The 17,574-nt window shown below is 40.4% G+C and carries 20 protein-coding genes and 1 pseudogene; 15 read left to right on the top strand and 6 right to left on the bottom strand.

The annotated features are described in order from the left end of the window. Nucleotides 1-8 precede the first annotated feature (8 nt). The 5 genes from DV702_RS11680 (at nt 9) to DV702_RS11660 (ending at nt 2,727) form a co-directional block, all read left to right on the top strand. Nucleotides 9-491, top strand: a complete 483-nt coding sequence (locus DV702_RS11680; RefSeq protein ID WP_114924916.1) for a Na+/H+ antiporter subunit E — start codon at nt 9-11, stop codon at nt 489-491. Further along, the gene (locus tag DV702_RS11675) at nt 488-772 is read left to right on the top strand and encodes a Na(+)/H(+) antiporter subunit F1 (RefSeq protein WP_114924915.1); all 285 of its coding nucleotides are present in this window, start codon (nt 488-490) and stop codon (nt 770-772) included. The genes DV702_RS11680 and DV702_RS11675 overlap by 4 nt, the downstream gene beginning before the upstream one ends. Beyond that, nucleotides 750-1,118 carry a monovalent cation/H(+) antiporter subunit G gene (mnhG, locus tag DV702_RS11670; RefSeq protein WP_114924914.1) on the top strand — a complete coding sequence of 123 codons (369 nt, stop codon included), beginning with the start codon at nt 750-752 and terminating at the stop codon, nt 1,116-1,118. Before DV702_RS11675 ends, mnhG begins: the two co-directional genes overlap by 23 nt. Nucleotides 1,119-1,213: 95 nt before the next feature. Beyond that, a complete protein-coding gene (locus DV702_RS11665; RefSeq protein ID WP_114924913.1) occupies nt 1,214-1,576 on the top strand; it encodes an ArsR/SmtB family transcription factor in 363 nt (120 codons plus the stop codon). Between the two features lie 53 nt (nt 1,577-1,629). Next, nucleotides 1,630-2,727, top strand: coding sequence for a GNAT family N-acetyltransferase (locus DV702_RS11660; RefSeq protein WP_114924912.1), 1,098 nt, complete (start codon nt 1,630-1,632; stop codon nt 2,725-2,727). Between the two features lie 34 nt (nt 2,728-2,761). Here the strand turns inward: DV702_RS11660 and DV702_RS11655 are convergent, their stop codons facing one another. Then, entirely contained in the window at nt 2,762-2,917 is a 156-nt protein-coding gene (locus tag DV702_RS11655; protein WP_114924911.1) for a lmo0937 family membrane protein, read from the bottom strand. A 109-nt stretch (nt 2,918-3,026) separates the two neighbouring features. Between DV702_RS11655 and mntR the strand changes: the two genes are divergently transcribed. From mntR to DV702_RS11630, 5 genes are all read left to right on the top strand, one after another. Beyond that, nucleotides 3,027-3,434 carry a transcriptional regulator MntR gene (gene mntR, locus DV702_RS11650; protein ID WP_114924910.1) on the top strand — a complete coding sequence of 136 codons (408 nt, stop codon included), beginning with the start codon at nt 3,027-3,029 and terminating at the stop codon, nt 3,432-3,434. 15 nt (nt 3,435-3,449) lie between these two features. Next, on the top strand, nt 3,450-4,304 hold the full coding sequence (locus tag DV702_RS11645) for a CvfB family protein (RefSeq protein ID WP_114924909.1): 855 nt from the start codon (nt 3,450-3,452) through the stop codon (nt 4,302-4,304). A 64-nt stretch (nt 4,305-4,368) separates the two neighbouring features. Continuing rightward, nucleotides 4,369-5,253, top strand: a complete 885-nt coding sequence (locus DV702_RS11640; protein WP_114924908.1) for a DUF1002 domain-containing protein — start codon at nt 4,369-4,371, stop codon at nt 5,251-5,253. A 56-nt stretch (nt 5,254-5,309) separates the two neighbouring features. Further along, nucleotides 5,310-5,627, top strand: coding sequence for a GNAT family N-acetyltransferase (locus DV702_RS11635; RefSeq protein ID WP_240315609.1), 318 nt, complete (start codon nt 5,310-5,312; stop codon nt 5,625-5,627). A gap of 89 nt (nt 5,628-5,716) precedes the next feature. After that, on the top strand, nt 5,717-6,184 hold the full coding sequence (locus DV702_RS11630) for a DUF4064 domain-containing protein (protein WP_114924907.1): 468 nt from the start codon (nt 5,717-5,719) through the stop codon (nt 6,182-6,184). Between the two features lie 297 nt (nt 6,185-6,481). Here DV702_RS11630 and DV702_RS11625 read toward each other — a convergent pair whose 3' ends face one another. Further along, nucleotides 6,482-6,979: a GNAT family N-acetyltransferase gene (locus DV702_RS11625; protein WP_114924906.1), complete on the bottom strand. Its 498-nt coding sequence runs from the start codon at nt 6,977-6,979 to the stop codon at nt 6,482-6,484. 305 nt (nt 6,980-7,284) lie between these two features. Between DV702_RS11625 and DV702_RS11620 the strand changes: the two genes are divergently transcribed. From DV702_RS11620 to DV702_RS11605, 4 genes are all read left to right on the top strand, one after another. Beyond that, on the top strand, nt 7,285-7,635 hold the full coding sequence (locus tag DV702_RS11620; RefSeq protein WP_240315608.1) for a hypothetical protein: 351 nt from the start codon (nt 7,285-7,287) through the stop codon (nt 7,633-7,635). Nucleotides 7,636-7,841: 206 nt separating this feature from the next. Continuing rightward, nucleotides 7,842-8,624: a helix-turn-helix domain-containing protein gene (locus DV702_RS11615; protein ID WP_162805790.1), complete on the top strand. Its 783-nt coding sequence runs from the start codon at nt 7,842-7,844 to the stop codon at nt 8,622-8,624. A gap of 57 nt (nt 8,625-8,681) precedes the next feature. Then, nucleotides 8,682-9,482 (top strand): membrane protein insertase YidC, encoded by an 801-nt coding sequence (gene yidC, locus DV702_RS11610; protein WP_114924903.1) that lies wholly within the window; start codon nt 8,682-8,684, stop codon nt 9,480-9,482. Between the two features lie 64 nt (nt 9,483-9,546). Next, nucleotides 9,547-9,795 carry a hypothetical protein gene (locus DV702_RS11605; protein WP_114924902.1) on the top strand — a complete coding sequence of 83 codons (249 nt, stop codon included), beginning with the start codon at nt 9,547-9,549 and terminating at the stop codon, nt 9,793-9,795. A 33-nt stretch (nt 9,796-9,828) separates the two neighbouring features. Here the strand turns inward: DV702_RS11605 and DV702_RS11600 are convergent. Then, nucleotides 9,829-10,961, bottom strand: a pseudogene (locus DV702_RS11600) (MFS transporter). 152 nt (nt 10,962-11,113) lie between these two features. Here DV702_RS11600 and DV702_RS11595 point away from each other — a divergent pair. Continuing rightward, the gene (locus DV702_RS11595) at nt 11,114-11,998 is read left to right on the top strand and encodes a M15 family metallopeptidase (protein WP_114924901.1); all 885 of its coding nucleotides are present in this window, start codon (nt 11,114-11,116) and stop codon (nt 11,996-11,998) included. A 45-nt stretch (nt 11,999-12,043) separates the two neighbouring features. On the opposite strand, the gene cls is transcribed toward DV702_RS11595, so the two are convergent. The 3 genes from cls to DV702_RS11580 form a co-directional block, all read right to left on the bottom strand. Next, nucleotides 12,044-13,495 carry a cardiolipin synthase gene (cls, locus tag DV702_RS11590; protein ID WP_114924900.1) on the bottom strand — a complete coding sequence of 484 codons (1,452 nt, stop codon included), beginning with the start codon at nt 13,493-13,495 and terminating at the stop codon, nt 12,044-12,046. Between the two features lie 131 nt (nt 13,496-13,626). Then, nucleotides 13,627-14,802: an MFS transporter gene (locus tag DV702_RS11585; RefSeq protein ID WP_114924899.1), complete on the bottom strand. Its 1,176-nt coding sequence runs from the start codon at nt 14,800-14,802 to the stop codon at nt 13,627-13,629. Nucleotides 14,803-15,160: 358 nt separating this feature from the next. Next, nucleotides 15,161-17,557 (bottom strand): heavy metal translocating P-type ATPase, encoded by a 2,397-nt coding sequence (locus DV702_RS11580; RefSeq protein ID WP_114924898.1) that lies wholly within the window; start codon nt 17,555-17,557, stop codon nt 15,161-15,163. Nucleotides 17,558-17,574 lie beyond the last annotated feature (17 nt).

The following is a 17,574-nucleotide window of genomic DNA, read 5'->3' as shown; positions in this document are numbered from 1 at the left end:
GAGACAGCATGCCAGTACAACTTCTATTAAATTTGTTTATCGCATTTTTATGGATGACGTTAATGGATGAAGACGAACTGAAATTTACGACGTTTTTCATGGGCTTCTTAGTAGGGCTCGGTATTATATTCGCGATGAGTCGTTTTTTCGGAACGCACTTTTATTTACGTAGAGTGTATGCAGCTTGTAAACTTCTGCTCATCTTCATCCGTGAATTGATACAGTCTAGCATTGTAGTTATTTCACAAATTGTGCGGCCGACGTTACGTATAAAACCGGGCATTTTCAAATATGAAACGATATTAAGTAGTGATGTAGAAGTTACGATGCTTTCTATGCTGCTGACATTAACGCCTGGCTCAGTCGTTATGGAAGTTTCCCCAGAAGGCAATGAACTTTATATTCATGCGATGGATGTAGAAGAGTCACGTGATGGCTTGATCAACCAACTACAAAATTTTGAAAAAGCGATTATGGAGGTGACGCGATGATTGCAGGTATGTTAATGATTTCTGTCATTCTTTTTGCATTAACTATTTTGGTGGCAGTCATTCGTATCATTCTTGGACCATCATTGCCGGACCGAGTAGTAGCGTTGGATGTGATAGGGGTAAATTTAATCGCGACAATTGCAGTGGTGTCGGTCATAATGAATACAAAAGCATTTTTAGAAGCCATTTTGATTTTAGGTATTCTATCATTTATCGGAACGATTGCTTTTTCGAAATTTATTGAGAGGGGGAAAATCGTTGAACGTAGGAGAGATGGGTGAATTTGTAGGAGCATTGCTCATATTGACAGGTGCGATCGCTAGTATATTAAGTGTCTTCGGATTAATACGTTTACCTGATGTCTATACCCGGTCGCATGCAGCAACAAAGAGTTCGACACTTGCTGTATTGCTGACTTTGTCGGGAGCGTTTGTATATTTTCTTGCTTCAGAGAATTTCATCAGTGTGCGGCTATTGCTTGGAATTGGTTTTGTTTTTTTAACGGCTCCAGTAGCAGGCCATGTAATCATCCGTGCTGCCTACCGCTCGAAAGTGAAGCTGGCTGACATATCTACAGAAGATGAATTATACGAAAAAATTCACGGACAACAAGCACATAAAACATAAGAAGATTAGTTCAAATCGCTGTTTGAATGAATTGATTTTTTTGATTACTATTTATATAATTACTGTAATAAAGTAACAAAAAATGGGGTGACAGAGTGGTAAATCAAGATGCGTGTGAAGTGACAATCGTACATGAAGATGTAGTTCGGAAAATTCAAAATGAACTACCGGACGTAACAGAGATGGTACAAATCTTTAAAGCACTGGCAGATGAAACGAGGCTGCGTATTGCGTATTCTTTAACATTAGAATCGGAAATGTGTGTCTGTGATGTAGCAGCAGTTATTCAATCTTCATCGGCCACAGCGTCCCATCATCTACGCTATTTGCGCGAGCATTCATTAGCCAAGTCGGAAAGACGTGGGAAAATGGTATACTATTCGTTAGCAGATCAGCATGTGAAAGATTTAGTTAACATTGCATATGAACATGCAATCGAAGTACAGCAAACCACGTAACGGTAAGAGCAAGCAGGTTATGTGCTCGGAAACAGGCGTGATGGAGGAGTTTTATGCGTTTACAAGAATGGACGATACAAGAACAGGACTTATTAATTCAATTTATGACAACGAACTCTTGGCCTTATCATGATATTAGTGAACCAGGGCGAGAATTATTAGAGAAGTCTATTGAAGAGGGCGGCTACGCATCGGATGATGTGAAAACATTTTGGATAGAAAATAATGAGAATGAAAAAGTGGGCATCGTTAAAGTCTATGATCTACAAGAAGACGTTCCGTTGTTTGACTTGCGAATTGCGGATCGTTTCAGAGGCTATGGCTATGGCTCGCGTGCATTAAAGAAATTGACTCAATACGTTTTTGAATTGCCGGAACAGAAAATTCGTATCGAAGGGCATACGCGGCATGATAACGCGGCTATGAGAAAAGCTTTTGAACGTGCCGGATTCGTTAAGGAAGCTCATTTGCGTCAAGCGTGGTTCTTGCCGAAGGAAAATACGTATTATGATGCGGTAACGTATGGCATGACTCGTGAAGATTATTTGGCAGGCACGACTACACCTGTACGCTGGGAAGATCAGCAACGGCACGAAAAAAGTATTCCTCGTTTTGATGAATCTATTGCAACGGAAAGGCTATTGATGCGTGCGCCTGAACTACATGATTCAATGGATGTATGGGGCGCAGTTGCTCGTTCTATGCCGAGTTTACGAAGATTTACAGCGTGGGCTCAAGAAGAATTGACGATTGAGACGACAGAAGAACATGTCCGACAGTGTGTGGCTGACTTTATCGCAAGAAAAAATTTATACTTTTATCTATTTTTGAAGGAAACCGGTGAGTTTATAGGTAGTGTAGGATTGTGTTCTATTGATTGGGGTATACGAAAGTTTGATTTGGATTATTGGCTTGATACGAAATTTGAAGGACAGGGCTTTATGACAGAAGCTGTAAAAGCACTTACTGATTTTGCTTTTGAACAACTGCAGGCGGAGAGAGTGGAATATCACTGTGATGAAAAGCATAGTAAAGGTCGTGCAGTAGCGAAGCGTTCTGGTTTTGAATTAGAGGGAATACTACGCAAAAATGCTCTTTCTGCAAACGGACAAGACCTGCGCAACACGTGCTTATACGCGAGAATCATCTGAAAACAGAAAGAGCATTGTTGGACTATTCATATTACTATACCGATCGTCTTCCGGTTAATAACTGAAGGATAAAAATAATTCCGGCTACTACTAGAAGAATGTGGATGAATCCGCCACCAATTTTAGCGACTAAACCGATCACCCATAATGCTATAAGTACTACAATTACGAGCCATAGTAAACGAGCCATAGTAGATCACTCCTTTTCTTTGTTGTGTAGTTAATTTACCCATCCAACACAATCCTAAACTTTTTATATGTTTTTCTGTATACAGAAAGTCCAATAAGGGGGCGATAGTTTGGCTACACCGAGTATGGAAGATTATATTGAACAAATTTATTTGCAGTTGGAAACAAGAGGCGAAGCGCGCGTATCGGATGTGGCAGAGGCGCTTTCCGTATTGCCTTCGTCTGTAACAAAGATGGCGCAAAGACTAGATCGCGAAGGATATGTTCATTACGAAAGATACCGTGGATTGGCCTTAACAGATCGCGGTTTACGTTTTGGTAAGAAACTTGTTCATCGCCATGAATTACTGGAACAATTTTTGCGTATTATCGGAGTGGAAGAGAAAAATATATACGGTGATGTGGAAGGAATTGAGCATCATCTAAGTTGGAATGCGATGGATCGTATAACAGATTTAGTAGAAGCATTGGAAGAAGATCCAGAATTCATCAAGAAACTTAAAAGTAAAGCACACTAAAAGGAGTTAGAAATTATGGCGTTATTACAATCAGGCACGCTTGCAACACTTGAGATTCTTCGCAAAGAAGGTTCGCGCTTTGTATTGGATGCGGCTGGAGAAGAAATTTATATGAACGTTTCAGAAGCACCTGACCTAGAAGAACAGCAAATGGTCGAGGTATTTCTCTATATCAATAGGAGAGGCGAACTAACAGCGACTGCTCAATTACCGACACTTACAGTCGATACATTCGGGTGGGCAAAAGTGATTCGGCTAGATCATTCAGAAGGTGCCTATGTTGATATCGGCGCATCATTTGAAGTGCTAGTGAATCGGGCAGATTTCCCGCAGATGAAAAACCTGTGGCCTCAGCCGGGCGATCAATTATATATGACACTGCGCACAGATCCAGGCGGCAATTTATTTGGTCGTCTAGTAACGGAAGAACGTGTACAAGAACACTTCACCATTGCGGACGAAGAGATGTACAATCAAGACGTTCAAGCACGTGCTTATCGTCTGTTACCTGTGGGATCTTTCTTTTTAACGGAAGATGTAAAACGAATATTCGTTCACGAAACAGAACGTCAACAGGAGCCACGACTAGGAGAAGAAGTGACAATACGAATTATTGGTGTACGTGATGACGGCACATTGAATGGGTCATTATTGCCGAGAAAACAAGATCGTCTGCAAACAGATGGCGAGAAAATTCTTGCTTACTTGCAAGAGGCAGGAGATAAAATGCCGTTTACTGATAAGTCGTCACCAGAAGAGATCGAAGAGATGTTCCAAATGAGTAAAGGCGCATTTAAACGAGCGCTTGGTAAGCTGATGAAAGAAGGAAGAATTGTCCAACAGGATGGATGGACTACACGTAAATCATGAGCCACACGCAACTTTTTGATCTGCCCAATCGTATCTATTGTATCGAAACAGGAGGCGAGATGATATGAAAAAAGGGTTGGCTTATGTGCTGATGACTTTGTTGATGGTGGGCATGATCACACCTTCAGCTTTTGCAGATGACGTGATAAATGAAAAACTGGGCGTGCCTATCGTGGTGTATGGTGCGAATTTATCTGACGATGAAAAAGCCGCAGTCAGAATGGAATTGAAAGTTGCCGATGAAGCTGAAGTAGAGGAACTCTCAGTAGATGGGAACGATTTGATTAAATATATTCCCGGTGGAGATCGTAATGCACGGATGTATTCTTCCGCTAAAATCACACGCACTGAAGAAGGTGAAGGCCTCGTTATTCAAATTGCGACGCCAGATCATATTACTCAAGTTACGGCAGATATGTACGCGACTGCGATGCTGACAGCAGGAATTGAAGATGCGATCGTAGAAGTGGCATCTCCTAAAAAAGTGACGGGTCATTCAGCTCTTGTCGGTATTTATAAAGCATATGAAGTATCTGGTGAAGTGTTGGATACGGAACGGACAGATATCGCAAATGATGAATTGAGTGTAGCGACAAAGCTCTCTGAAAAAGTCGGTGTGGATAAAGATGAAGTAGCGAAACTATTGACAGAAATCAAACAGCAAATAGCCGAGCAAAAACCTGCCACTAAAGAAGATGTAGAGAAAATTGTGAGTGAACAGTTGAGTAAATTTAATATCCAGTTAAGTGAAGCCGACCGTCAGCTGCTAATTGACTTGATGGACAGAATTTCAAAGTTGGATATCGATTTCTCTAAACTGAATGAACAATTAACCGATATGGCTTCCAAAGTAAAAGATAAGCTTGGGGAAATTGACCCGAGCTTCTGGGAGAAAGTAAAAGAATTTTTCCGCAACATGGCAGATTCATTTAAATCTTTGTTTAGTTAAGTGAAATTCGTGGTACGTTAATGGATAGAAGAGATAACTACAAAGGAGAGATATACATGAGTGAAGAAAAAGACATGAACTTGCCGCAAGAATTGGATTTGGAGCTTGTAGAGTTAGGTGGAGATAAGTACGCTTATCAACATAAAAGCGATGGCGATGTCACAGCAGAAATTGAATGGTCCGAAGATCAAGGGATTATGACGATGACGCACACATATGTAGACGACTCTTTACGTGGACAAGGTGTAGCGAAAAAACTTCTTGACCAAGCGGCAGAAAATGCACGTGAAAAAGGACTCAAGATGAAAGCTGTTTGTTCATATGTAGTGAACGCTTTTGATCGTAGCGATGAATACAATGATGTGAAAGCCTAATAGTCAGCCACATCACTTTTTTGAAACTTTTTGGTATGCCTAGCGTATAGGTATAAGAGAAGAAAAATTACAGAAGTAGGTGATGTGGAATGATTAACCGCACGGCAGAGAAAATCCTCTCGATTATTGCAGCTATTTTCACTTTTTTCGGAATGGCGATGCTGATCGTCTTCGGATTCTTTCTCAATATGGCAGGAAATGATCCAAATACGATGGAGCAATTCCGAGAAGTAATGTTGGCAGATGGAACATTATCAGTTTCTGAACTCGATATGTTCATGGAATTCTTCGATGTGTTCGCTATGTTTATTTGGGTAGGTGTGGCGGTAGCATTAATTGGTTTGGTGTTAAATATTATCGGGCTAGTAAAGTTGCGCACAAATGCGAAAGCTGCAGGAACGCTATTCATAATAGCTGGTTTATTTAACGGAATCCTGTCATTGACGTCTATCTTGCTATACATCGCTGGTATCTTATGTTTCACAAAGAAACCTCCTATGGCACCGGAAGTCGCACAAGATGAATATGTTGCAAATCAATCGAATTGGATGAATTAATACGAAACGAGTCTGGAGTAAAACGAACCAGGCTCGTTTTTTTGTGTTTTATCCAGAGTTTTAAGCTACATCACATGCATATAGTATAGGGGAATCTTTGCGCTTGACAGGCGTAATCGAAAGCGAACTACTGGCGAGTCCGCCGCGCCCCCTCAGTAATGCGTCCGGTTCTGTAGGGAGAATCCTAACGAGTACACTACTTCTACAACACTACTAATAGAGAAAAGCGTAAAGAATGTTTATTCCTTTACGCTGATGTCTATTATATCTATTTCTTGTATCGTTTTTGATTAGCTTTTACGAATGAGCATGTTGCTTAATCGGTAATGAATAATGAATCGTTTCAACAGGAATGCCTTCAAACTCTTCTTGGAAAGATTCAACTAAAACAAACCCATTCTTACTATAAAACTCTTGAAGATCACGTGAACGTTCATCTACATACACATCGACATTCTGAGCTGTACTCAATGACTGTAATGCTTCCGTCAGTAATAACTCCTCGTAGCCACAATTCAAGTGTGAAGGGAGCATATGCAGCGCTGTAACCTCGCTCTCGCCATCTACGTCTATTGGTGTATAACTAAGATATCCTACCGTTTGTTCTTGAGAATCTATAGCAAGCAATACCGTTGTTTTTTCAATTTGTTTTTTTAACATTAAATCAGAATACGTACGCTCGATAAATGATTGGATCACTTCTTCTGGAATATACTCTCCAAACATATATTGCCAAGAGGTAAGAGCGATTTGTTGAACATCTTTAATATCATCTACCGTCATTTTTCGAATCATCACATGTTCACCCCTAACTTTCTTTCTCTATAGTATATCAAATTAGCTTTCTTAAAACTACGATGTTGATAAAATGAACTAGTACTCTTTTAGTAAATCCGTACAATAGATGTGCTTTTTATCTGTCTATCCGCATAGAGTAGTCTTGTAAAAGTGTTCTACTGAGACACATGACGTATGTCTGTCACATCTTCCTTGTATGTATGGAAGGTGATAGTTCAGACGTTTGAAAAATACAGTGGTCGGGTATATTAAGCTGTAAGTAGAAGATCACTACAAATTATTTATTACGGAGGATGGTATTTATGGCAGGTAAAAAAACAAACGGCTTATTTTTAGCAACGTTGGCAGCAGGGGCATATGCATATTTCAGTAAGAAGGAAAATCGTGATAAAGCGATGGAAACTGTAAGTGTCTTAAAAGATAAAGTAGATACATTCATGAATAACAATACGTTAGTTGACCAGACAGTAGAAAAAGTAGGTCATTCTGATCCCGAAGACATTCCTGACAACAACATGGTTTCTGAAGGAGCGCAGACGAGCGTTCATTATTACAACCAAGAAGTGCAAGATCCCGATAAAAAAGCATCAGAAAAAGACGGTTTATACAAAAAGAATGCAGACACCTCAGAAAACTCCCCTCAAACAAACTAACAACACTCACCAAATGATGGAAAAGAATAGCAATGACAACTAATCATATTCATACAAAAAGCACCTCTTTAAAAGGGGTGCTTTATCCTATATATATCAGTAAATACATAAACTATAGATAAATTTGTAGGATAAGGTAAAATGATTTACATATAGGGATGCGTCATGAAAAGTCTGATATTTATAGAATGAGTGGGGTGAAACTCATGACTAGTAAAAAAATAGAAGCCTCAAATCTAGTATTAATCAGCACAAATGAAAGCGAAAATCGCGTAAAAATAGCTAAAACGTATTTTCAATTGGAAAGAAAGTTGCTGAATCATATCTTTAATCTAGAAAAGGAACTGGCTCGCTATACACTCAAAGAAATTCAGACTATTTTATCTGATTATATACCTGAATCTTCAACCAAAGCTATACAATATTATTTCATTGTAATGTCGTCAATGGTAACAAGACGAATGAAAGAAGAAAAGCTTTTAAATGATGAAAATGCATTTACATTTAATGCGACTTGTATAGTATTGATTGAACAAAACTTAACAGAAGCAAATGCGGTTGAGATTGGAGACGAACTAATAGAATTTTACTGCTATATTCTGAAGGAACGTGATACTCCAAAGCTCTCCCACGACACAGTAAATGAAGTGATTCAGTATATAAACACAAATGTTGAAAAACAGTTAGTAGTAGAGGAAATAGCGAAGCAGTTCAACGTGAGTACGAGTCATTTATCTCGTATATTCCGCGAATATACGTCAGTGACGCTTGTCGAGTTTATTATGATACGTAAGATTGAAGAAGTACAATATTATTTGCGCTTTACAGATCAAAAAATATCAGAAATAGCGAAAAAATTTCACTTTTGCAATCAAAGTTATTTCACTCGCGTGTTTAAAAAATATACTGGATTCACACCAATGCGCTTCCGTAAAGATTTGAGTGGGAATTACTTTCAATTTTCGTTTAATCAAGATGATTCACTGTAACTTTTACATTGTTTGATGTATAATTCTCATTAGTTTGAGATAGCGTAGGTGAAATCATTGAAGAAAAGAATAGGACTTGTAAGTTTGTTGGCTATAACTGCTGTGTTTTTAAGTGGTTGTTCGGGCGTAGAAAATAAAACAGGAATGTTTTACAGCACATTCGTCCGTCCGATGGAATGGCTCCTTCATTATCTAGGTGAAATGTTTAATGGTAACTATGGTTTTGCGATTATTCTTATCACTGTAGCGATTCGTGTAATATTGATGCCGTTGATGTTGAAGAACTATAAATCGCAACAAGAGATGAAAGTTAAGATGGATGGACTGCGACCGGAAATGGAAGATATCCAAAAACGGATGAAAGCATCTAAAGAAGCTCAAGACAAAGAAGAGCAGATGAAGTTACAACAAGAAATGATGGGACTGTATTCGAAGCACGGTGTCAACCCGTTAAATATGGGTTGTTTACCGTTAGTGATTCAGATGCCGATTATCATGGGTCTGTATTTTGCGATTCTTTATGCACCACCAGAAGTGAAAAATCATGAATTTTTATGGTTCAAACTAGGTGAGCCGGATATCATCATGATGCTAGTTGCGGGTGCCGTTTATTTTGTTCAAGCTCGTGTATCATTGTGGACAATGCCTGAACAGCAACAGCAACAGATGAAGCTATTTATTTACATGTCACCTATTATGATTATGTTTATTTCTTATACAGTTATGGCAGCACTCCCTTTATATTGGGCCGTCGGTGGTTTGCTGCTGATTTTCCAAACATATTTGGGACGTAAATTCTACTTTAAGAGTGTAGATCCACCAGTAGCTAAAGAAGAACCAGTAGTTAAAGAAAAGTGAGATACATGGAAAGCTGGTGAAAACCAGCTTTTTTATTTTGTAAGCGAATAGGGAGTGTCATCATATGAAAGCAAAATGGATTATGGGCGTAGCGATTGCCGCTTCAGCCATCGTATCCCTTTATTTTATCATCCAGTTAAATCTAGAGTTCGCTATCTTGTCCATGCTTGTCATGTTCACACTAACCAATGCAGCACGCACTGCAATGTATAAAAAGCAAGGATTGATCCGTGAGTCTAAGTGGATGTTGTGGATGGCTGTATTTTTCGCGATAGCCTCACTCTGTACGCTGTTATACATCATGTTGCTTTAAATTTTATATTGTGCGCTACTAACATACTCATTTTTATAACGTGTCTGCTATGCGTTGTCTCGACCAAACGATCACGAGCAATGCAATGATAGAGCAGATAGCCATACTTAGAAACGCATAGCGAGACGATTGGTCGTATAAATAACCTGCAGGAAATGTCAGAATCGCTACACTTAGACTCATTGCAACTGCTGCATAGACGCCTTGTGCAGTAGCAATCAGATGACGTGGCACATTGTTCGAGAGAAATTGTATAAATGCGAAATGAGCCATTCCAAATGAGACAGAATGTAATACTTGAGTCGCTATAAATACTTCTGTGTTAGGAAATAAGAAAATAGAAATCCAGCGTATAGTAGAACCGATGGCAGCTAGTAAAAAGATAGTAGACGTACGAACGTGCGCTAATAACCGATCCGCCTGTGTGAAAAAAAAATTTCGAAAAGCACAGCAATATTAAGAATGACTCCTATATAAAAACCGTTAATTCCTAAGTCATCCAAAAAAATAAAACCGAAATTATAATAAGATGCATGGGCTCCTTGTAGTAAAACAGCAATACATAATACGATAACAAAAGATTTGCTGGCGAATAAATTTCTCAATTGTCCTCTGTCTGCTTTTAAATCTACCGGAGGTGCTTGTGCAAGAACTGCAGGTGCTTGTTGATAGAAAAACCATAGAGCGACTCCTAGCCCTGCAATCATTATGTAGAGAATTGCTTGTTCATTCCAAACGGCTGTAACTGTCCCGACTAGCAGGAGGGCGACAGTGTAACCGATTGATCCGTACGAACGGCTTTTTCCGTAATGAATTCGTTCGTGTTGCATAAGCAGAGAAGCACCGCTTTCCACACCAGGTAAAATAATAGGGTAGACAGCGCTAAAAAGTACAGTTAATCCAAATAAAACGAAAAACGGACTGTTTGGTAAGTAGGCAAATGCGATAAGAAGAGAAACGAGTGTCGTTAATCGAACAACACGAAGAAGCGACAAATTTTGCGTAGCCAGTGGAAATAAAAAGAACGTCGAGAGTGCCCGGGCAATCATCCCAGCACTCATAATCATACTCGCTTCAGTAACTGAAAGACCTTTTGCGGACGTCAACCATCCTGTCCAATAAGGCAAGAAAATACCCCATGTGAAGAAGAAAACAAAAAAGCTCATAGAGAGCCAACGTTGATTATTCAATTCGTATACCTCACTCTAAATTCATGAATAGATTTCAATGAATAGTAGCATAGAAAGACGAAAAAGAAAAATAATGATACACTATACTACGGGATAAGTGACTGAGAAAGAGGGAAGGTTAATACAATATGAAAAAAAGAAATAACCAGTCTGCGCGTGGGCGTAATAGAACGTATATGGTAGCCGGAGTTACTTTTATCTTCTTCATTGGAGTGATCAACTGGTTGATCTCAAATAATCAGAGTGTGGAAGATGTGTCGGAACTTCAAGTACAGGATAGTCGGCTTTCTGTAGATGAAATGAATAAAGAAAGTTCGGTTATACGTCATGAAGAACAAAAAGTGGACGAAATTACTAATCCGCAACAAGAACCACTAAGAGCGGCAGAGAAAGTACCATTTACTGAAGATAGTTCGACTAGTGATCAGGCAGCTGAATCAGCAAAGCCAGCTAATCCGATAGAATACGTAGAAGGGACAGAATTGCCAAAAGAACCGAAAATAATAGATGGAATATTACTGGCAAATAAACAATACCCTCTACCAAAAGACTACACTCCTGGAGAAAGTGAAGAAGCTAGAGAAGCGTTCAACGAATTGGCAGCAGAGGCGCTGACATCAGGGATTAACTTGCAAGCATTCAGTACGTATCGTTCCTATGAGTATCAAGTAACTTTATATGAACGGTATGTTAAAAGAGATGGACAAGAGGCTGCAGACCGTTATAGTGCGCGTCCTGGATATTCTGAACACCAGACTGGCTTGGCATTTGATATTGGTGAAGTCAATCATGAAGACTACTGGGCTTCTACGTCATTCGGTGATACAGAAGCGGCAAAATGGCTGGCGGCTCACGCACATAAATACGGCTTCATCCTTCGCTACCCGAAAGATAAAGAAGAAATAACCGGGTATATACATGAATCCTGGCATTATCGATATGTCGGAAAAGAAGTGGCAGAGAAGATTTTCAAACAAAATATTACGCTAGAAGAATACGTAGGTGTTCGTTAATATGACTAGCCGGTAAAGAGGGAGTCTCTTCACCGGCTAGTTTTTTTATAAGATAGGGGAGAGTAATCTTGAAATCGATTCCTTTATTTTAATCATTCGTTCGCGTTCCATATAATTATCATATGTTAGCTCTGTACAGTTCTGAATGTCCATTTCAAAGATTTCCGCAAGTTCATGAGAAATTTCTCGATCGTAGATAAAAGCATTTACTTCGAAGTTTAAACGGAAACTCCGCACATCGATATTGGCGGTGCCGACCGTCGACACTTGATCATCAACAACGATTTGCTTTGCATGAATAAAGCCATTTTCATAAATATACACTTTAGCTCCTGCTTTAAGCAGAAGTCCGACATTCGAATACGTCGCCCAATACACAAACATGTGATCAGGTTTATTAGGAATCATGACTCGTACATCTACTCCCGATAAACTTGCAATCCGCAATGCGTCCAGTACACTGCTATCTGGAATGAAGTAAGGTGTTTGAATATAAATATATTCTTTAGCCAATGAAATCATTTTTAAATACCCATCTTTAATATCTTCCCATTCGGAGTCAGGTCCGCTGGAAACGATTTGAACGCCTACCGTTCCTTTGCGGGGAATGGCAGGGAAAAAGTGTTCATTGTACTGAATATTAGTTTTTGCGGACGCTTGATTCCAATCGAGGATAAAGCGCGTCTGCATGGGATGCACAGCACTGCCTTCCATCCGTAAATGGGCATCGCGCCAATAACCGAACTTTTTATTAAGTCCTAAATACTCATCTCCTACATTGAATCCGCCAATATATCCGATCCTTCCATCAATGATTACAAGTTTGCGGTGATTACGGTAATTCAGTCGAGGATTAATTAGCGGCAAGGTCGCTGGAAAGAATGCTGCCACCTCTCCGCCGTTATCCGTTAGCTCACGAAAATGCTTCACATGCAAACCGCGTGAACCGATATCATCAAACAACACGCGCACCTTCACACCCGCTTTTGCTTTTCGGATCAATATGTCAACAATTTTCTGGCCAATCCCATCCAACCTGAAAATATAATATTGAATATGGATATGATCTTTTGCATGTTCCAAATCTGTCAGCAATGCTTCAAATTTTTTCTTACCATCCGTAAAGATTTGAACGTCATTATCTTGTGTCAAAACGGAATGATTATTGCGTAAGTGTAAATAAATCATATCCCCATACTTCTCCGTATCAGGCTTTAAAAACTCAAACGACTCATTTTCAATCGCTTCTAGCTGATACGTAATCAACTTCTCTATCCCGATTTTGTTTCTACCTTCCCACCGGAATAAATGCTTTTCCCGTAACTGGCGACCGAGTAATAAATAAATGATAAAGCCGCCAATAGGTATAAAAAATAAAACAAGAAGCCATGCCCAGGTGCTTGCGGGATCTCTTCGTTCGAGAAAGATTAAAGCGATAGCTAAAAATATGTTAATAATCAACGTACTTGTGATGATTAAACTAATCACTTGCGTCATATAGTTCCTCCTGCAGCTAATATACTATTCCTTTAGTATAGCGGACATACGAATCAAAAGCGAAAAGCATCGTACCGTCTCTTCAGTCATGAACAAAATTACATGCTTCAATAGAATATCGTATGCACTAGTTACGCGACTGGCTCCTGCACATGCTTCAGTGTACGTGTAGATTTTCTAAAGACAAACACAAGTCCTATTGACAGTATGGCCAAAATAGCTGAAATAAAATACATATTGCCCGCTTGCATCGTGAAAATCCAAGTAAATAATAATGGTCCGATTATGCGCCCCATATTATCCATGGAATACGATAAACCAGCAGCGGTTCCGTACATCCCGCCAGCTTCTTTTGTAGTTAACGAGACGAGTACAGTCCGAACAAGAGCATTACCTGCAGTAAAGACACTCATCGCAAAGCCGGCCCATAACAAATTCATCGAAAATGGAATGAGTACTAAACCAATCGCTGTAACGATTTGTGCAACGATGATCCAGGACGTTTCTGTTCCGTTTTTCACACGACGGACAACACCGCCTTGAATAGCTGCATCTACTAAGCCACTCACCATAAATAGGTACCCGAGTTGCAAAGGAGTGATGTGTATCCTATCGATTTGAAATAGCTGGAATGTAGACTCTACCCCGGCAAGTAAGAAGGTAATGATAAATGAAGTCAAAAACAAATAACGAATTCGATACTGCCACATCGTAGAGGCACCTTTTGGAAGAATCGCCCGTTTGTTTGCTGAACTATGTCTGTCAGGTTCCCTTAAAATGAGGAAGGCATAGACTGTTAGGAGAAGTGTCAATGTTCCGGAAGCTATAAACGGAATTTGCAATTGGATATCTCCAAGAATTCCCCCGATCGCAGGGCCGAAAATAAACCCAAGTCCGATAGACATGCCTAGAAGTCCCATATATTTATTGCGATTCTCTTCTGTAGTTAAATCTGCAACAAACCCAGTCACTGCAGTATACAACGCCCCAGAGAATATCCCTCCGACAATACGGGATACGTAGAGCATCAATAAATGCTCCATGAAGAGGGCGAACAGGAAGAAGCTTAAGCTAAAACCGACCAACCCGATCATTATCAATTTCTTTCTGCCGGTACGATCAGACAAAGCACCCCATAACGGAGCAGTAAAAAACGAAGACAATGCATAAATCGTTAATAATCCCCCGACATGCACTTCAGAATAGCCTTCAGCTAAAATCACTTCAGGTAGAATGGGTATAATAATGCCGAATCCTAAATAAACAAAAAATTGTACAGACATTAACAGTAATATAGTTTTTTTCATAGTAACCTACCTTCTTCATAAATAGATTCTTCCATATCGTACGATGAATAGAAAAACCATTCAAGTTTCTATCATACAAAAAAGTTGTACATTAAGTTATTAGCGCAAATGCCGCAGAGAAAAACCATCCGTCTACCTCTCGCTCAATTTAATTTTATAGAAGTTTGTCGCAGACAGTAACCAGTATTCTTCGTACTCTCTCTAGAGCAGTGAAAGGTTTATTTCACATTACCACAAACGAGTCCGGCTGAAACGCAACGTAACGACATCCCACACGTCACCAACTGATTAGTCTCCATAAAAAAAGCCGTCACAGAAAATCAGTCACCACTGAATTTCTGGACAGCCACTCACTCCACTAATTCAACTTCACACGTTGCAAACGTAAAGCATTTAATACGACAGAAACCGAACTAAATGCCATCGCAGCCCCAGCTACCCAAGGCGCCAGCAATCCAGCCGCCGCAATAGGAATACCGATAGAATTGTAGGCAAGTGCCCAAAATAAATTCTGCTTAATATTTCGGACCGTCAAGTTACTCATTCGAATCGTATCTACTACACGCAGCAAATCCCCGTGCATCAGCGTCACATCAGCCGCTTCCATCGCTACGGCAGTTCCCGTGCTCATGGCCATACCAATATCCGCGACAGCAAGTGCAGGCGCATCGTTAATGCCATCACCAACCATCGCCACACGCTTGCCCTCTGCCTGCAACGACTGTATAACTTCTGCTTTACGATCAGGCAAGACCCCTGCGATTACATGATCAATGCCTGCGGTTTTCGCAATGGCTTCCGCTGTCATTTGCTGATCACCAGTTAACATAATAACGTCTAGCCCCATTGAGCGAAGTTCAGTAATCGCTTGTTTAGATGTATCTTTTATCGTATCTGCGACGGCAATGACCGCTTCATGTACACCATCTACTGCCATGAACATTACCGTCTTTCCCTCACCTTCCATTTGCTCGATAGAAGCGATAGAAGAATCTGTTTTAACATCATAACGTGACAGTAAGTTTTTCGTGCCGAGTAAAATCGTTTGACCGCCAATACTCGTACGAATCCCGAACCCTGGAATGGCTTCGAACTTCTCTACTGAAGGGAGAGACGTTGTATGAGTCATTCCGTAGGCTGTAATGGCTTTTGCTACAGGGTGCTCAGAGTCGCTTTCAGAAGCGGCGGCAAGTGCTAATAATGTTTCACGTGCTGCCCCGTGCCTACTATGGAAATCTGTTAATTCAGGAAGTCCTTTCGTAATCGTTCCCGTTTTATCGAAAACGATAGTATCAATCGACCGTGTTTGTTCCATAGCTTCTGCCGTTTTAAACAGTACACCTTCTTCAGCGGCACGACCGGAACCTGCCATGATGGAAGTAGGGGTCGCTAAACCGAGTGCACACGGACAAGCAATGACTAACACGGCAATCATACTCGTCAATGAACTAGCAAAATCTCCGGGAGCTACAGCAAAATACCAAACGAAGAAAGTGATCAAGGCAATCCCGACTACGATTGGAACGAAGATGCCGGAAATTCTGTCAGCCAGTCGTTGAATAGGTGCTTTAGATCCTTGAGCTTCTTCTACTACACGAATGATGTTTGATAGCATTGTATCTTTTCCGACATTTCCTGCCTCGATCCGTAAAGAACCATTTGCGTTTACGGTGGCGGCAAATACATCATCGCCGCTTTCTTTGTCAACAGGTAAACTTTCACCTGTCAGCATGGATTCATCAACAGCTGAAGATCCAGACAATACGATACCGTCTACCGGAATAGAAGCTCCGGGTCGAATGACCAACACGTCTCCAGCGAGTACTTCGTGGATAGGTACTTCTTTTGCAGTCCCGTCTTTTTCTACAATCGCAATTTGCGGCTGTAACTTCATCAGTTTTTGAATAGCTTCTGAAGAACGGCCTTTTGCACGCGCTTCAAATAATTTACCTAATAAAATTAGTGTAATTAACACTGCGCTCGTTTCAAAATACAAGCCGTGCCCGGATCCGCTTACGACTAAATAGACAGAATAGAAATAAGCAGCTGATGTACCTAGAGACACGAGTACATCCATATTCGCGCTGCCGTTGCGCAATGCGGAGTAGGCACCTTTATAAAATGTCGCGCCTATCCAAAACTGTACAGGTGTGGCCAGCGCCCACTGGAAATAAGGATTCATAAAGAGGGCTGGCACATACATCCAGGAAGTAAAAGAGAAATGCGCGAACATTGTCCATAAAAGCGGCAAAGAGAGGATAGCTGATATAATCAATTTGCGTGTTTTTTCACTGATCTCCTGCTGTCTATGATCCGTGGAAGCTGTATCTTCGGTTCGTTCGGACGCTTCGAAGCCAACCTTTTGGATTCTTTGTAAAATTTCAGGCAGCTTGACGACTGCAGGATCGTATAGGACGTGGGCTGTTTCAAGCGCTAAGTTGACATGAATAGACTCAATCCCGGGCATACGGGACACCACTTTTTCGATTCGGGCAGAACAAGCGGCACATGTCATGCCATGAATGTCTAAATGCGCTTCTTCTTTTAGCACATCAAATCCAAGCTTGCGAATTTGTTGTTCAACTTCTGATAATTTTATTTGATCGGAATCAAACATGATTAGCGCTTTTTCCGTGGCGAAATTGACGTTCGCCGATGAGACCCCGTCCAGTCGGTTCAGTCCTTTTTCAATGCGGTTCGCACACGATGCACACGACATGCCAGTAATTTCGATTTCTTTTTTGTGCTCTCCCATAAGACAAAACACCTTTC

This window comes from Sporosarcina sp. PTS2304 (genome assembly GCF_003351785.1).
Taxonomy (GTDB): Bacteria; Bacillota; Bacilli; order Bacillales_A; family Planococcaceae; genus Sporosarcina.
This window is presented reverse-complemented; position numbering and strand designations above follow the sequence as displayed.

Bases quoted from the DNA above. Each gene is read 5' to 3' on its own strand.
- DV702_RS11680 (WP_114924916.1), top strand. From the start codon at position 9: ATGCCAGTACAACTTCTATTAAATTTGTTTATCGCATTTTTATGGATG.
- DV702_RS11675 (WP_114924915.1), top strand. From the start codon at position 488: ATGATTGCAGGTATGTTAATGATTTCTGTCATTCTTTTTGCATTAACT.
- DV702_RS11660 (WP_114924912.1), top strand. From the start codon at position 1,630: ATGCGTTTACAAGAATGGACGATACAAGAACAGGACTTATTAATTCAA.
- DV702_RS11655 (WP_114924911.1), bottom strand. From the start codon at position 2,917: ATGGCTCGTTTACTATGGCTCGTAATTGTAGTACTTATAGCATTATGG.
- DV702_RS11645 (WP_114924909.1), top strand. From the start codon at position 3,450: ATGGCGTTATTACAATCAGGCACGCTTGCAACACTTGAGATTCTTCGC.
- DV702_RS11640 (WP_114924908.1), top strand. From the start codon at position 4,369: ATGAAAAAAGGGTTGGCTTATGTGCTGATGACTTTGTTGATGGTGGGC.
- DV702_RS11635 (WP_240315609.1), top strand. From the start codon at position 5,310: ATGAGTGAAGAAAAAGACATGAACTTGCCGCAAGAATTGGATTTGGAG.
- DV702_RS11630 (WP_114924907.1), top strand. From the start codon at position 5,717: ATGATTAACCGCACGGCAGAGAAAATCCTCTCGATTATTGCAGCTATT.
- DV702_RS11625 (WP_114924906.1), bottom strand. From the start codon at position 6,979: ATGATTCGAAAAATGACGGTAGATGATATTAAAGATGTTCAACAAATC.
- DV702_RS11620 (WP_240315608.1), top strand. From the start codon at position 7,285: ATGGCAGGTAAAAAAACAAACGGCTTATTTTTAGCAACGTTGGCAGCA.
- DV702_RS11615 (WP_162805790.1), top strand. From the start codon at position 7,842: ATGACTAGTAAAAAAATAGAAGCCTCAAATCTAGTATTAATCAGCACA.
- DV702_RS11605 (WP_114924902.1), top strand. From the start codon at position 9,547: ATGAAAGCAAAATGGATTATGGGCGTAGCGATTGCCGCTTCAGCCATC.
- DV702_RS11595 (WP_114924901.1), top strand. From the start codon at position 11,114: ATGAAAAAAAGAAATAACCAGTCTGCGCGTGGGCGTAATAGAACGTAT.
- cls (WP_114924900.1), bottom strand. From the start codon at position 13,495: ATGACGCAAGTGATTAGTTTAATCATCACAAGTACGTTGATTATTAAC.
- DV702_RS11585 (WP_114924899.1), bottom strand. From the start codon at position 14,802: ATGAAAAAAACTATATTACTGTTAATGTCTGTACAATTTTTTGTTTAT.
- DV702_RS11580 (WP_114924898.1), bottom strand. From the start codon at position 17,557: ATGGGAGAGCACAAAAAAGAAATCGAAATTACTGGCATGTCGTGTGCA.